Here is a 15,011-nt window from a genome sequence, read left to right as displayed (position 1 = left end):
AACTGCGTGGGGGAGCGGGAGGGAGGGGGGAGAGCTCAAGCAGCAGGGACCATTGTATGCCAAATGGACGACGTCGTTGTGGGAGAACCCTTGGGAACCCGGTGAAACCCGCGGGAATGGATCGCCGGTGGTCTGTTTCGTGGCGTGAGAAGCGTTGTCGACCTGTGAGATGATGGCGGAATTTGCCGGGAACACGTATGACATTGTCAGGCGAAACAGTTCCGTCCGCCAACGACGTGGAACGTCGAGCGACAGTCGCTCGATCTTCCCGATCGAAGGCGTGCACCGCAATTCATTGGGCAATCATTGCTGGTCAAAAATCCAAGAAATGTTTCATTGGCTTCACGACCCTTACGGGGGATGGCGTGCGGGGGTATCCTTCTGGCACTGTTTGCTTCCTCTGTTTGACTTCTCTTTCCCCGCTCATTGCGCCATGGATATTTGGCCCGCCATCGATCTGCGACACGGAAAACCCGTCCGACTGAAACAAGGTGACTACAACCGCGAAACCGTCTTTGGTGACGACCCGGTCGAGTTCGCCCTGCGTTGGCAAGCCGCCGGGACCCGACGGTTGCACTTGGTCGACCTCGATGCGGCCAAGGGAGACGATCCCACCGCCAATCGAGAGGCCGTCAGACGAATCGTCGAGGCCACCGGGCTGACCTGTCAAATGGGCGGCGGCGTACGCGACGAAGCAGCGATTGAGATCTTGCTCGATCTGGGCCTGAATCGTTTGGTCGTGGGATCGGCGGCGCTGAAACGCCCCGACTGGTTTGCGGAAATGTGCGATCGCTTTCCCGGTCGATTGGCCGCCGGCATCGATGCACGCGACGGCATGGTCGCGACCGACGGATGGTTGGAAACCAGCAGCACCCCGGCGATCGACCTGGCCCGGAATCTGCGGCAGCGGACGTCCAATATCGCCGCCGTGATCTACACCGATATCGCGAAAGACGGGATGATGAGCGGGCCGAATTTCGAAGGTTTGGCCGCGATGGCCGCTGCGACAGACATTCCCCTGGTCGCCAGCGGCGGAGTGACGACCCTCGATGACGTGCGACAATTGGTGGAAATGAAGATGCCTGCCGCAATCGTCGGACGATCCATCTATGATGGGGTCATGAAACTGAAGGACGTACTCGACGTCGCCGGCGACTTGGCATCCTAGATGCATTGCGGGATTTTGGTTCCCGAATAACGGTTCCAACTCGTCGGCTTTCCACCCTCGAAAATGTCGACTCATCATGATGAAAACACAATACGATCCGACGCAGACGCCAACGCGTTGCACGCATATGCCAGCGAGTTGCAGGCAGACACCAGCGAGTTGCAGGGCATTCATGTTGCCATTGCTGCGATCTACCGTTTTCACTTGTCTGGGATTGCTGCTGTCGGCAAACGGTATCGCGCAAGAACAGGCCTTCAAGAAACTGCCGCCCGACGGAATCGAGATCGATGCCGAAGTTCTGCAGCGTTTGACCGATCGGGTTGAGTCGATCAACGAATCGCTTGCTGCGGCAATCGCGGACTCCAACGATTCGCTCGAGTGGCGAAGTGACGTGGATGTGCTGCTGCGTGCCGTCCATCTTGCGGTGACACAAAACCTGTTCTTCAAAGCCAACGAGACACAGGCGGCGGAGAAATTGCTGGACGAAGCCGAACGCCGGATCGCGGCGGCGAAAGAAGGCAAACGTGGTTTGGCTTTGATAGGACTTGCAGAGGAAAAGCAAGATGAACCTCAAATGCTCGTCGGTGGATTCGTTTCTAACATCGACGATTCCGTGCAACCCTACGGGCTCGTGATCCCTGCCGGCTTTGATCGCTCGAAACTGACGTATCGACTCGACGTTTGGCTACACGGACGCGGTGACACCAAAACAGAGATCCCCTTCCTGACCGAGCGGATGACCAAGCCGGGTCAGTACACGCCCGAGAACACCATCGTCCTGCATCCCTTCGGCCGTCACTGCAATGCGTTCAAGTTTGCGGGCGAGACCGACGTCTATGAATCGATCGCTCAAGTGAGCAAGTTGGTGAGCGTCAATCCAAACCTAATTTCGATTCGCGGTTTCTCGATGGGCGGCGCGGGTTGTTGGCATTTGGCGGTCCACGATTCGACCCGCTGGTTTGCCGCCAATCCCGGTGCTGGTTTCGTTGACACGTTGGTCTATCAAGGATGGACGGAGACGACGCCACTGCCCATGGATCCCGTTCGGGAAAAACTGCTGAAGTGGTACGACGTTTTGCCTTGGGTGGCCAACTTGCAAAACACGCACGTGATCCCATACAGCGGCGAAAACGACAAGCAGAAACAGGCTGCCGATCGGGTTAACGAAGTAGCCGAAACGATGGGCATGGTCTGGCCTTATGTGATCGGCGTCGGCATGGGACACAAGATCGACCCGGAATCGCAACAGGTGATCGACGAACAACTGGCACAGTGGGCGGAGGAGCCGATCGAGATGCCTCGTAAGGAAATCGACTTCATCACCTACACCCTGCGATACAGCAAAGCCGACTGGCTGCGTGTCACTGGCATGCGAGAACACTGGACCGCGGCGCGCGTGAAAGCCATGATCACGGGCGACACCTCCATCTCGCTGACGACCGATGGCGTCACCCACATCGAACTGGATTTTTCTGAGACCGGCTGGCCGGGAAAACGAAGCGACATTGATATCGACATCGATGGCGAAAGCTACACGGTGGAGGACACGGGGAACCTCAAAGGATTCCAGTGTCGATTGGTTTTGGAAACTGACGGAAAGTGGTCACAACAGGAACGCGCGTCGGATGAGATCCGCAAGCGTCCTGGACTGCAAGGCCCGATCGACGACGCGTTCTGCGACCGATTCGTCTTTGTCTTGCCCAGCCGGCCGGCCCGACACGGGCGGGTGCAACGCTGGATCGATCGTGAAACACGCTACGCCCAAGAACGCTGGTCGCGTTTGATGCGTGGGGACGTGCAAGTCGTCATGGACAGCGACTTGACGGAAGACCAAATCGCGACGTGCAACCTGATTTGCTTTGGCGATTTATCGAGCAATCGGTTTCTGTTCAGTGTTGCCGAAGCGTTGCCGCTGAAGTGGACGCGTGAAACGTTGGAGATCGCAGGTCAGACGTTTGATCCGGTGCGCCACGCGCCGGTGATGTGTGTCCCCAATCCGATGAACCCCCAGCGGTACTTGGTGATCAACAGCGGGATGACGTTTCGAGAGTTCTCTAATGTCAGCAATTCACGCCAGATCGCAATGCTGCCCGATTGGGCGGTCCTGGACGTCACGGAGAAAGACGACTCGATTTTCGCCGGTGCCATCGCCGCTCAGGGATTCTTTGACGAAAAATGGAACCTGCCAGGCAGCGACGCTCCCTAAAGTACGTCAGGCTTTCCAGCCTGACACTCTCCCCAGGGTATATCAGGCTAGAAAGCCTGACGTACGGCGCAAAATCGAGCACTTCTCTCTGCCATTCGTCTTGACGTGAAGGCCGGAAATCTCGCAAGGTGCGATCGTGTCGACCGAATCGGTCGAAAACTTGAGCCGAATTTGGCCCATTGCACCCTGAATTGCCGGAGAAGTCTCCTTGCGGCCTCGTCAACGTGACATCATCGCCGTCCTGCTGTGTTTGCTGACCTGCCTGGTCGCAACCCCGCAACCCGCGTCGGCGCAACAGCCCATCCCGGGCACGTACGCTCAAGGATTCTTGCAATCCGAAGGAGACCCGTACGCGATCGTTGGGCCTGGTACCACCGCCGTCGCGCCGACGGGACTATTTGGCACTTCGATCGGAGACGGACGGCTCTTTCAAGGAGGATGGTTTGCCAATCCTGGTTATGCCAACTCGGGCTTTGAACGCCCGCCGCTCTTTCCACGACTGCACAACCGCGTTTACTTTGCCGCAGACTACCTGCTGTGGGACGTCGACGGCATGCGAACGCCTCGAATGGTCACGACCAGCCCAGCGGGAACGCCTAGCGACACAGCAGGTGTCTTGGGCGAAACGGGAACTTCCGTTCTATTTGGCGGCGGCGAAATCAATGGCGGTGCCACCAGCGGCGTGCGTTTGATGGGCGGACTGTGGATTACGCCGGATCAACGCGTGGGACTGGACGTCGAGTACATCAATCTCGCCGAACAGACCGACGGCTACAACACTGGCAGCAACGGATCACCGATCCTCGCCAGACCATTCTTTGACGTGGCCGCCGGCCAAGAAACAGCCCAATTGATTGCCTACCCCGGCATCGTTGCCGGCGGAACCAATATTTCATCCAGCAGCGATCTGAGTTCGTTGATGCTCGGTGCACGCATCGCACTGTGTCCGGCACCCGGGCCATGCTTGGATCCGTGTGCCAGTCCAGACGGTGTCCACTTCTTGGTCGGTTATCGCGGAGTCGATTTGGACGACCGAATCACAATCAATGAGAACCTGACATCACAGATCAGCAACATTCCCGGCACGTTGTCGTTGGTCGATCGATTCGAGACCCGCAACGAGTTCGACGGAATCCAGTTTGGTGTCTTGCATCGCATGACGCTGCAGCGTGCTTGGCTGGAATCGTCCCTCCGCGTGGCCGCAGGCACGAACGAGCAAACGATCAACATCAGCGGCAGCAATCGTGCAGTGGAATCCGGTGTCGCCATCGATTCCTCCGGAGGACTTTACGCACAGCGTTCCAACATCGGCAACCATCGGCGAGACGAATTCACGATGATTCCCGAGCTTGGCTTGCGTTTGGGAGTGCGGCTGACCCGATCGTTGCATGCCACGATCGGCTATTCGGCTCTGTATTTCCCCAACGTGGTCCGCGCGTCGGAGCAGATCGATACCGATCTCAATCCGGGATTGTTTGCACCGGGAGACGACCCACTGACGGGCGCCTTCCGCCCCCGAGTCTTGTGGCGAGAGACCGACTATCTTGCGCACGGTCTAACGCTCGGCGGCGAACTGCAATTCTAAACGCTTGGCTCACTAGACGATTCACCACTGGCGTAACGACAAATACAGTCCGTTGAGCACCCCAAGGGGCTCACACTCCATGCTTGATGCAGACCAGGGTCGATGCAGACCAGGGGCAAGGACCTCTGTTCCTCACCCTCCTGGCAAAGTGCTCTGTCCCCAATCATCTGCTGTCCCCAATCATCTGTCTATCATCCCTGTCCTCAATCATCCAGTGCTCGGATGAAATCAAAAAAAGAACCGAGAAGCCTCACCAATGGCGAATACTTCTCGGTTCGTGGGGCGATCATCAGGGGATCGCATCGCTGACGTAGGATGTCAACATGCCGGAAAGACAATGCGTCAAATTCGTAACGGTCAATTCTGCGGCTCAGCGCGTCGAAGCGGCCAAGTCGTTTGATCCGTTACGATTTTGCTCAAGTTGCTTGAGTTGATCGTCGGTCAGAATCTTTTCGATTGCCATCAGACGCTCCGCCTCGATCATCACCAACTTGTGATGAAGTTCATGCGTTTCGCTCCATGCTTTTTCGATTCTCTGTGAAAACTGTTGGCACATCTTATCGCATTCTGATTTCTGCTCCTGCGTAGAGTTGGTGCCCTCCATGTAAATCACAGGCGAAGTGACGGTGACGACCCAAAAGCCCTCCTGATTGCCCGAGTCCGATTGCTGAGAATCGCTCGACTGACGGTTGGAGTTCGAATCGCGTGATTGACTCAAAGCATCGGAGTCGGCTGACCTTTGTTCCTGCGATTTGTCTTTTTTCGCGTACTGTTTTTTCGAATCTTGCGAGTCGCGATTGCTAGCAGACTTTGTATCGCTTGAACGTTTCGCACGACCTTCCTTCATCGCGTTTTTCTTGCTCATGGTTTGTCGATTTCGATCAAACGTTTGCTGATCTTCCTCGGACAACGTATTTCTGACCGCAGCGACCCAAGCAGCTTCCAATTCAACCGCTTCCAGGTGTTTACGGTTGTACTTCTGCAGAGCTTGCCGGCTTCGGTTGTTGAACTCGCTCATTTTCGTCCGAATCTGCTCCTTCTGTTGGTCTTTCAGATCCAGGTCTTGCAGCATCTCTGGAATCTGAGCTTGATGTTTTGACTTGGCATCGTCGTGACCATGCGGTTGAACGGAACTGCCGTCAGATCGGTCTTGCTGGCGAGAATTTTTCTGCGTTTGATTTCGGCTAGTGTCTTGTGCTGACACGTCGGGTGCCGTTGTGAATGAAAGTGTGAGCGCGATTCCGCTCAGCGCTAGCATTGAGGATCTTAGAATTGTCATAGTACCTACCTAGAACGTGTGTGGAAGTTTTTGAGAACGAGAGATATTGGGGGCAACTTCCAGTCGGCGCCGCTTCCAATACTTACTGCTCCTATCGGGGCAAACGTTATGCCAACGCGGTCGCCCAGAAAGGCGCATGTACGTGCCGAATCATCCATCGCCCACCATTGAAACGTCGTTTTGGCGGATTGGTATCTGGCATCGATCGAATTCTCATTGGTGCCGATTCAGCAATCCAGAATGCGCATCCATAGCGAGCATCGACGAGACGCCTGCACGTTAGAACAAGTAATGGACGGTGTGAAATCGAATTCAAACTTGGCGAAGCTGGATCGATCACCACTGAAAACGACGGCCTCACGCGACGCTGTGTCGGGCGGTTGAGATTACGAATAGGGAAGTTGCAAACTTCGCGGTCTCGTGAACAAGCCATCGTTGTGACGAAACGTTTTCAACGCAACGAGCAATGAATAAATCATCCGCTTAGAAAGCAGTCTGAGTGTTCAATGAACAGATTGCGGGATCGTCGAACAAGGAAGAACGAATCGGGACACAGCACTTTGAATAGGGTTGACGGTGCCACCTGACGTGTTAAAACGGCAAGCTTCGTCTGCTACTCATCGCTTTCGGATCGACCTGATCAGCTTCGCGATTCTATCGACACATTATCACTTGATTCTCAGGTTTCGCCCCGATGTGGTTGCGGCGTGGGATGATACTGAGGTCGCGATCCGCGGCGAGCGGATTCTTATCGGTGATGGTGCCCGACCTCGACCATGGCGAGTCTACTTACCGGGGGTCAGGGAAGCTTCAAGGACTTTCAGCGTTGATCACTGGCGCGGACAGCGGGATCGGTCGAGCGATCGCAATCAGTTACGCTCGGGAAGGTGCCAATGTGGCGATCAGCTATCTGTCGGAAGACTCAGACGCTCAAGAAACGAGGCAGCTTGTTGAAGCAGCGGGTCAGCAGGCGATCTGTCTTCCCGGTGACTTAAGAGAAGAAACATTTTGCGAGGAAATCATTGACAGGACAATCAGCGGCTTGGGGGCATTGGACATCTTAGTCAACAATGCAGCGTTTCAAGAAACGGAAGAAGAGATTGAAGCGTTTTCGACGGAAGTGTTCGATCGAATTCTGAAGACCAATTTGTACGCTCCGTTTTGGCTTTCTCGTGCCGCGATGAGTCGATTGCCTGTAGGTGGTAGCATCATCAATACCGTGTCAATACAGAGGTATGATCCGTCGCCTTATTTGCTCCCGTATGCAACGACCAAATCGGCATTGATCGGGATGACAAAGGCGACGGCAAAGCTGGCAATGGAGCAAGGCGTGCGAGTCAACGCGGTTGCGCCGGGCCCTGTCTGGACGCCGTTCATCCCCGGTTCGATGCCAAAAGATAAGTTTGAAAACTTCGGCAAAGACACTTTGTTCATGCGTCCAGCTCAGCCAGCCGAGTTGGCTCCGCTGTACGTTTGGCTCGCCAGTCCTGAAGCCAGTTTTGTCACCGGAGAAGTCTACGGATGCAGCGGCGGAAAAACCCCGGTTTGATTGGAAACCTGAACAGCGCAGGTGCTGCGAAAGGATCATCCACCAAAAGGATCACCACCAAAAGGATCGGCTTCGCGGGGTATTTGGCGAATACGATTGGGGGTTACTAAGATCAAGGTCTTAGGATTCAACGCCCGCAACTGGGCGGAACTGAAAGGTCCGGCTCTGACTCCTGCGTCTAGCAGAAAGATTGGCCCTGCAGCTTTCAATTGTTCGGCTGCCTGTTCGATTGAAATTGCAGTCCAATGGATATCAAAAAACTTAACATCATTCAAATCGACGACCTTCGGCTTCATGCCGGCTGATTTCATTCGAACAATCTCGTGATTTGTTGTCGTCGGTTCCTCGACCACTGTTTCTGTTGCATCGCCTCCCTGCCCCTCGGCTTCGTCAATGCGAACAACACGTCTTGTTTCTTCGATCCGAAGACGCTCTACGCGATAGGAGTCGAGCATCAGAATCAACCGTGGCTTTCCATCAAGCAAATCCATCTTCCCGAAAACGATTTGCGTCAAATGCGGCGGCGGCAGATTAGGCGGTTCGTCATCAGCGACGACAAGGCCAGATGTTAAAGCACATGTGGCACAGAGGAGCATAAAATGGGTAGCCCAGCTCATGGATACACTCCCAGGAGAACGGGGAAACTAAGAAAAGATTTTCAATCATCATCTCGTTGGATCTGGGACGATGCCGCTAGCCACCGACCCAAAAACGACGGTATTCCAGGACAACCATCTATGGCTAGCCGGCGTCGGCTCACGGTCGACGGACAGCGCGTCAACGGACAGTGCCCAGTACAAATTGTACAGAAGATGAGATCAGTTCGTTCGGCTTCCGCTCCATTTGTCATCATCGTTCCGCGAAACGCACGCTGACCTTCGTGACGGCAAACGAGGCTTGTACAGTCCACCACACATCAGTCGTTACACAAATGCAGGCCTCCCGCCAAGCGTTCGCCTTGTTCATGCCAGTTCGTCATTTTCAGTTCGATCACTGACGACTGCGGATCAAATCAACGACCTCGTTGGGCTGTGGGATGTCATTCATGACCACTTCCATGTCGTCCTGGCCGGCACTTGAGACGGCAATGTCGCCAAATCTCAGCAGTCGCTCGTAAAGGTTTTGATGGACCTTTAGGTTGCGGACATCACTATGCCGCACCTCACTGGTGCTGCGGTTGAAGATACCTCGACGGTAGATGGATCGTTCGTTGGTGATCTGTAAAGACTGAAATCGACTCTCGACAAACCATTTCGCCAGCATGAGTGCAGCAATGCCTGCAGCAATCGCGGACAAGACGATGAGCGTTGAGCTTGAGACCCATTGCACATCTCGACCTGAAAGCCCCAGCGACAAACCGGCGACACCGGCAATCAACAAGACACTGCACACAATCGTTCCCACCAGATGCCGACGGAAAACGACAGGATGAATCGTCCGCTCGACTGCTTCACTATCGGCAACCTCCTTGCCCTTGAGGATTTCGCTGCGATCGATCTTCTCGTCAGCAGAGACCGGATGAGCTTGTGGTGGGACGACTTCGAAAAGCCGATCGCAATTTGGGCATGTGATGACTTCACCCGTGAGGTGTGGATCGACTTCAACGGCCTTTCTACACATCGGACAGCGATAGACGAGAGACGTGAGGTCAGCGGTTTCTGTGTCCATTGTTCTTTCCTACCATAGAAACGGCGATGCCGTACTGAGGAGTTGAATTCAGAGGAGTGGGATTGGGTGTTGCCATCAACATCGTTCTGTAACATCGTTCTTTGTCGAAAGAATGATGATGAACGTGAGCTATCGAACGACGAGTCAATTGCTGGCGAAGCAGATCTTTTCAGAGAACTTTGCTTACCCACGTGCTGGGATCAAAGTTCAACTCGCGAGATTGGCACTCGCCATGCTGGCCTGCAGCATATGACCATGGGTCGCTAGGAGACGCAAAAATCGTGCCAAGAGACGATCGATAGGGGCAACGGAAACGTCTGCAGTGGATGTGTGCTCACTGCGGTGTCGATCAATGCTGTCGATCAACCCCATACTGCAAACTCTCTCAATGGTTCGTTCACGCGAAACCGAATTGTGGTGCAACCGTTCATCGATCGATTATCGACTAGCTCGGTCCAATAGCGTTCGTCGATGAACAAAGGGGTCAGGCCTCTTTGTTTTTGGTTCTTCGCAGGTTACGCTGTGTCAAACGTCCCTTTTCGGAAAACCTTTCCATGCCCCGACCACCACGTGCCGATGAAGCGGGCGGTTTGTATCACGCGCTGAATCGCGACAATTTGCGAGCGACGATTTTTCACAAAGATGCCGACTACGCTGCTTTCGAGCGGACGAGAAAATGGGACGGGGGTAGTTATGGGGACGCTTGGCTGTCGAAAGCCGGGCTGCAAAAGGTTGCGGCTGGCGGCATTCACGGTCGACGCAAGATGGATTCTTTGCTTCCGCCGGGCTTGCCCCGGTTCGGAGCAACAACTGGCAGCTACCCGGTAACACAATCGCATTCACTTCCCCACCGCCCGCGAATCGCCAAAGGCGATTCGCGGGCGGTGGGGAAGTTTTGCTGGCCTGGGCAAGTAGCCGTCAGTTGTTTCCTCCGCCGCGACAAGCTCGACGGAAGGAGCTTCGAATCAGAGAAAGTAGGATCTGATCATGGGTGGATGTTGGAAATGGGAGGAGTGAAGTTGGTAGTTGGCTTTTCGTGCTCGAAGTCGCTTGGGATGGATGCGTGTTGGGTGAAGCAACGTTTCAGCGCTCAGCCCCCTCATCCCCAGCCCTTCTCCCCCAGAAAAGCTGGGGGCATACCAGGGAGCCGTGGTGGACGAGTGGTGCGGATTGTGTTTCGGGGCCCACGGCTAGGCGCGGATGATTCATCAGCCGGCGCGCGATAGCGTCCGGTTCCCGATGACAGGCGGGAGAACCGGACGCTATCGCGTGGCGGCTGATATGCGCAGACTGTCTTCGTGCCAATCCACGCCTAGCGTCTGAGGCCACGAGGCATCGAGGTGCGGATTGTGGTACGGGGCCCACGGCTAGCGCCCGAGGCTCACGAGGTTTCTTTCCGGCGCATCATGCCGTTGGCCACGGCGTCCAGCAGGCGGGCCTTACCGATCCGGCGGCCACCTTCGTAGACGATCACGTCGCCATCGCGATGACGTTCGTGACGCAGCACGATCTTTCGGCCACGCAGGCGGATCAAGAACGGATCGCGGACTCGGCGAAAGAAGCGTTCGATCTTTCCCTTGGCCGCCGCGTCTCGAACCGCCGTGTGTCGCAAGATGCATCCCACGCGGGCACAGATCAGCGTGATCTCCTGGCAAAAGTAGATCGATCCGTTGTCGACGAGCAACTGCTCCGGAAGTCCGCGTTTGTAAAACGCACTGCGGATAGCGCGGACCATCGAGTCGACGTTTTCCTCGAAGAAGAATTCGCCGTGACAGAGCACGCGGCTGGCATCATCGATGAAAGCGATCAGTTTGGTTTGCCGTCGGTCGACGTGCGGCCCGAACATCGTGTCGGCTTGCCAGAGTTGGTTGGCGTACTGCATGCTGAACGCCAAACGTTGCTTGTTGCCGCCGGGGTCTTCCTTGAGCAGTTCGTGCCGGTTGGGGTTCGATTTGCGGCGAGTTTAGGAGCGTCTTGCCGTCATTCAATCGTCGTGTTGTGTTGCTCGATGGAAACGAAGACTTCGTTCCCCGATCTTGCGACATCAATTCGGACAGTCGACGATGATGCAGTGGTGAACAAAGCCCGAGTGTTACCGCTGAGCTACCGTGTCGACCGCCGGTTGGCGGATGGATTTGCCCCACGCACTGGGTGATCGCTTGGGTAGCCGCTCAGATGAAGAAGCTCAGATGAAGAAGCTCTGCGTGTGGGCTTGAAAAGCGGCGATCGGATTGAGCGACGTGCCGTGGAAGGCTGCCTTGAGATGCGCGAGAGTTGCCTGGACAGGCGACAGGGGGAACATTTGAGCAAGGCGAGCTGTTAGTCGCGTTGAATTGTGGAAGCAAAAATCCATCGCGTCACCATAGCTCCCCCGAGTTCGCATGAGAAGAACAGTGGGCGAGAAAGACCACCCATGTGCCCTGCCATTTACGTGCAACGCGTTTGAAAAGGGGCGAGGTACAGGCTGCGAGGGCGGGAGAACGTGTACCGAATTCACGGTGTAACAATCACGCTCTAACACGACCACATTCCGGCCCTAAAAAGGCGAGAACTACGACCGCAGCGAGGCCGGTAACAACGGTCATTATTGGTCCGGCGATGTTTTATATGACATCTATTTTGTCGATCGCGATCATTGGATGTTCAATGGCTTTCGCTCCCATTTCGAGGTCGAGACGTTGAGATTGATGGCAACTTGGTACAGCAGAATGGTCATTCTGACCGAAACGTTGGGGGGGACTCGGATTCTGATTGCTGCCCGCACGTTGGGCTTCCGTCGTCGGCACGGCACTCTTTTTTTCAATCGCCTTATTTTCGAATGTCTATTTGTTCTCTGTCACAGCCTGCCTGATTGGGATTTCGACGGTTGGCTTTTTCGTTCCAACCTCAGAGCTGGGTAACCGCACACCAGAGCCATCGGAATTGAGAGGTTCGGGCTCAGATGCTCGATCGACGACACAGCCAGGCGACGATGCCACGACCGCCATGTCACGACGGGTCGATGCGTGGCGATTGGCCGCTGGCCTCTTCTGCAAGTGCGATTAAGCGGCGAAGCAAATCCTCGCTCCCTACGTCCCATTCACGCAGCGAATCCCTGCATGGATCTTTTTTTGTGCTGAGTCCCTCCTTGACGCTAGCGTATTTCGTCATGCACAGCATGACCTACTTCTACTTCGTCATGCACAGCATGACCTACGATGGTCAGGTTGCACTGGCGTTGCGTTGGGCGTCGGTTTCGTCGGTGCGGATTTGTGCTCGCGGTTTTTCCGTGACGGTTCCGGGAACCAGCCAAGGACCGCCGGTGTGTTGTTGGATCAATCGGTTCAACTCCGTGTTGTCGATCGCTTCGACTTCCAACAACCTTTGCGTTACGGCTTCCAGCACCTCGCGACGTTGTGACAGGATCTCGCGTGTCTGTGTCAATGCGTCTTCGACGATCCTCGCGACTTCTTTGTCGATCATCTTGGCCGTTTCGGCACCGTAGCTGAACTGGTACTCGTTGCCTCCGCCGCCGGCCAAGAACGGTGACCGCGTGCTGCGACGGAAATTCAAGCGTCCCAGACGGCTCATCCCGTAATCCATCACCATGCTGCGAGCGATCTCGCTGCATCGTTCCAAGTCATTCTGGGCACCAGTGCTGATGTCCTGGAAGATCATTTCTTCGGTCAGCGTTCCGGCCAGCAAGACCTTCATGCGGCTTTCCAGTTCCGTCTTGGTCATCAAGTACCGTTCGGATTCGGGACGCTGCATCGTGTAACCGAGTGCCGCGATGCCACGTGGGATGATGCTGACCTTATGAACCGGGTCGGTGTTGGGCAAAGCGGCCGCGACCAAGGCGTGGCCGGCTTCGTGATACGCGACGCGAATTTTCTCGTCTTCGTTCATCACGCGGTTTTTCTTTTCCAAGCCAGCCGTCACACGCTCGACGGCTTCGTCGAACTCTTGGGTCGACACGCTGGTCTTGTCGCCACGCGCTGCCAACAAAGCGGCTTCGTTGACCAGGTTGGCCAAGTCCGCGCCGACGAATCCGCTGGTGATCGATGCGATGTGCCGCAGATCGACGTCGTCGGCCAAGCGAACCGAGCGCACGTGAACCTTCAAGATCGCTTCGCGTCCGGCGACGTCGGGTCGATCCACCAGCACGTGACGGTCAAAACGTCCCGGTCGCAACAAAGCTGCGTCGAGGGTCTCCGGTCGGTTGGTTGCTGCGATGACGATGACGCCGGAGTTGGAATCGAAACCGTCCATTTCGACCAACAACGCGTTGAGTGTTTGTTCGCGTTCGTCGTGACCGCCGACCACCGATCCACTACGGCTCTTTCCGAGCGCGTCGAGTTCGTCGATGAAGATGATGCACGGTGCGCGACTGACGGCTTGTTGGAACATGTCTCGGACACGCGCGGCACCGACGCCGACGAACATTTCGACAAAGTCGCTGCCGGAGAGGCTAAAGAACGGCACACCGGCTTCGCCCGCGATCGCTTTGGCCAACAACGTCTTGCCCGTTCCGGGAGGCCCGACGAGCAACACGCCTTTGGGGATACGTCCGCCGAGCGCTTGGTATTTCTCGCTGTTCTTGAGAAAGTCGACGACTTCGCGGACCTCCTCCACGGCTTCGTCGATCCCCGCAGCGTCTTCGAAGGAGATCGACAAGTCCTCTTGGCCGTGCAATTTTCCGCGACTGCGAGAGAACGACATGGGCGAGCCCATCCCGCCGATTCGGCGCAGCATGATCACGCCCAGCAGGATCACTGCGGCGACCATCATCAATTCCAGCCAATGATCGGCCAGCCAGCGGTTGGGGCGTGCGTTGTCCCATTGGACCCCGGAATCGATCAGCAGCTTGTTCAGCGACGCGTCTTGGGCGTCGTTACGGACTCGGATCGTGGAAAATTTTACCAACTTCGGCACGTTCTCAGCGTTCGAGCGGTCTTTTCCAGCGGTGCCCAGTTTGCGATACATCACGGTGCCCGTGATCGTCTCGTCGCCCAACAAGACGGACTGCAGATCGGAATACTCGACCACGACGGCGGGATCTTGGGTCGAGGCGGTTTCGATCTTGGGCCGATTCGTCGGATTGGACGACGCCAGCGTCTCGGCGTGTTCTCGCAGCAGGCGTTCCAGGTCGGGATAGCGGATTCGATTGGTGTTATTTCCCATCAAAAACGCGCTGGCGACGATCGCACAGACGACGGCGATTAGGACGAACACGACGCTGCCACTGCCACGCGTTTCGTTGCCTTTGCCCTCGCCCCGGTTGGAATCTTTCTTTCGCTGATCGTCGCTCATCTATTACTCTGTAGGTTGGCGTCTGATAATCGGTGTCCCGAGGGATCTGCCGTGACTTGCAGGATTGGGATCAAATTCCCGGGATGGATGCTCTGGAATTGATACCCAGGATTGATGCCCAGTGTCGTTCAGCATTCTTGGGGTCGCCAGCAAACAGGGCAACCCGATCGCTTTGCAGCACAAGTTTCGGGCGGGTCGTAACAATGGTCGGGATCGTTCATCATAGCGACCCGCTGACAGTCTCCCACCAAAGCACCGCAAACCGTA

General features: G+C 55.8%; 9 protein-coding genes. 4 read left to right on the top strand and 5 right to left on the bottom strand.

Annotation, left to right across the window (positions count from 1 at the left end):
• The first annotated feature begins 433 nt into the window (after positions 1–433).
• From hisA to Pla52nx_RS10400, 3 genes are all read left to right on the top strand, one after another.
• Complete coding sequence (hisA, locus tag Pla52nx_RS10410) at positions 434–1,168, top strand: 1-(5-phosphoribosyl)-5-[(5-phosphoribosylamino)methylideneamino]imidazole-4-carboxamide isomerase (protein ID WP_146521628.1); 735 nt, start codon at positions 434–436, stop codon at positions 1,166–1,168.
• Between the two features lie 172 nt (positions 1,169–1,340).
• Complete coding sequence (locus Pla52nx_RS10405) at positions 1,341–3,374, top strand: hypothetical protein (RefSeq protein WP_146521627.1); 2,034 nt, start codon at positions 1,341–1,343, stop codon at positions 3,372–3,374.
• 208 nt (positions 3,375–3,582) lie between these two features.
• Positions 3,583–4,959 carry a BBP7 family outer membrane beta-barrel protein gene (locus tag Pla52nx_RS10400; RefSeq protein ID WP_146521626.1) on the top strand — a complete coding sequence of 459 codons (1,377 nt, stop codon included), beginning with the start codon at positions 3,583–3,585 and terminating at the stop codon, positions 4,957–4,959.
• Positions 4,960–5,329: 370 nt separating this feature from the next.
• Here the strand turns inward: Pla52nx_RS10400 and Pla52nx_RS10395 are convergent, their stop codons facing one another.
• Positions 5,330–6,217, bottom strand: a complete 888-nt coding sequence (locus Pla52nx_RS10395) for a hypothetical protein (protein WP_197454824.1) — start codon at positions 6,215–6,217, stop codon at positions 5,330–5,332.
• A gap of 778 nt (positions 6,218–6,995) precedes the next feature.
• Here Pla52nx_RS10395 and Pla52nx_RS10390 point away from each other — a divergent pair.
• Positions 6,996–7,787 carry an SDR family oxidoreductase gene (locus Pla52nx_RS10390; protein WP_342190424.1) on the top strand — a complete coding sequence of 264 codons (792 nt, stop codon included), beginning with the start codon at positions 6,996–6,998 and terminating at the stop codon, positions 7,785–7,787.
• Between the two features lie 35 nt (positions 7,788–7,822).
• Here the strand turns inward: Pla52nx_RS10390 and Pla52nx_RS10385 are convergent, their stop codons facing one another.
• The 4 genes from Pla52nx_RS10385 to ftsH form a co-directional block, all read right to left on the bottom strand.
• Positions 7,823–8,404, bottom strand: a complete 582-nt coding sequence (locus Pla52nx_RS10385) for a hypothetical protein (protein ID WP_146521623.1) — start codon at positions 8,402–8,404, stop codon at positions 7,823–7,825.
• Between the two features lie 373 nt (positions 8,405–8,777).
• Complete coding sequence (locus Pla52nx_RS10380) at positions 8,778–9,455, bottom strand: PH domain-containing protein (RefSeq protein ID WP_146521622.1); 678 nt, start codon at positions 9,453–9,455, stop codon at positions 8,778–8,780.
• Positions 9,456–10,836: 1,381 nt separating this feature from the next.
• Positions 10,837–11,337, bottom strand: coding sequence for a DDE-type integrase/transposase/recombinase (locus Pla52nx_RS10375; RefSeq protein WP_146521620.1), 501 nt, complete (start codon positions 11,335–11,337; stop codon positions 10,837–10,839).
• A 1,319-nt stretch (positions 11,338–12,656) separates the two neighbouring features.
• Positions 12,657–14,744, bottom strand: a complete 2,088-nt coding sequence (gene ftsH / locus Pla52nx_RS10370; protein ID WP_146521619.1) for an ATP-dependent zinc metalloprotease FtsH — start codon at positions 14,742–14,744, stop codon at positions 12,657–12,659.
• Between the last annotated feature and the right edge of the window lie 267 nt (positions 14,745–15,011).

Source organism: Stieleria varia (genome assembly GCF_038443385.1).
In the GTDB taxonomy this organism is placed as follows: domain Bacteria; phylum Planctomycetota; class Planctomycetia; order Pirellulales; family Pirellulaceae; genus Stieleria; species Stieleria varia.
This window is presented reverse-complemented; position numbering and strand designations above follow the sequence as displayed.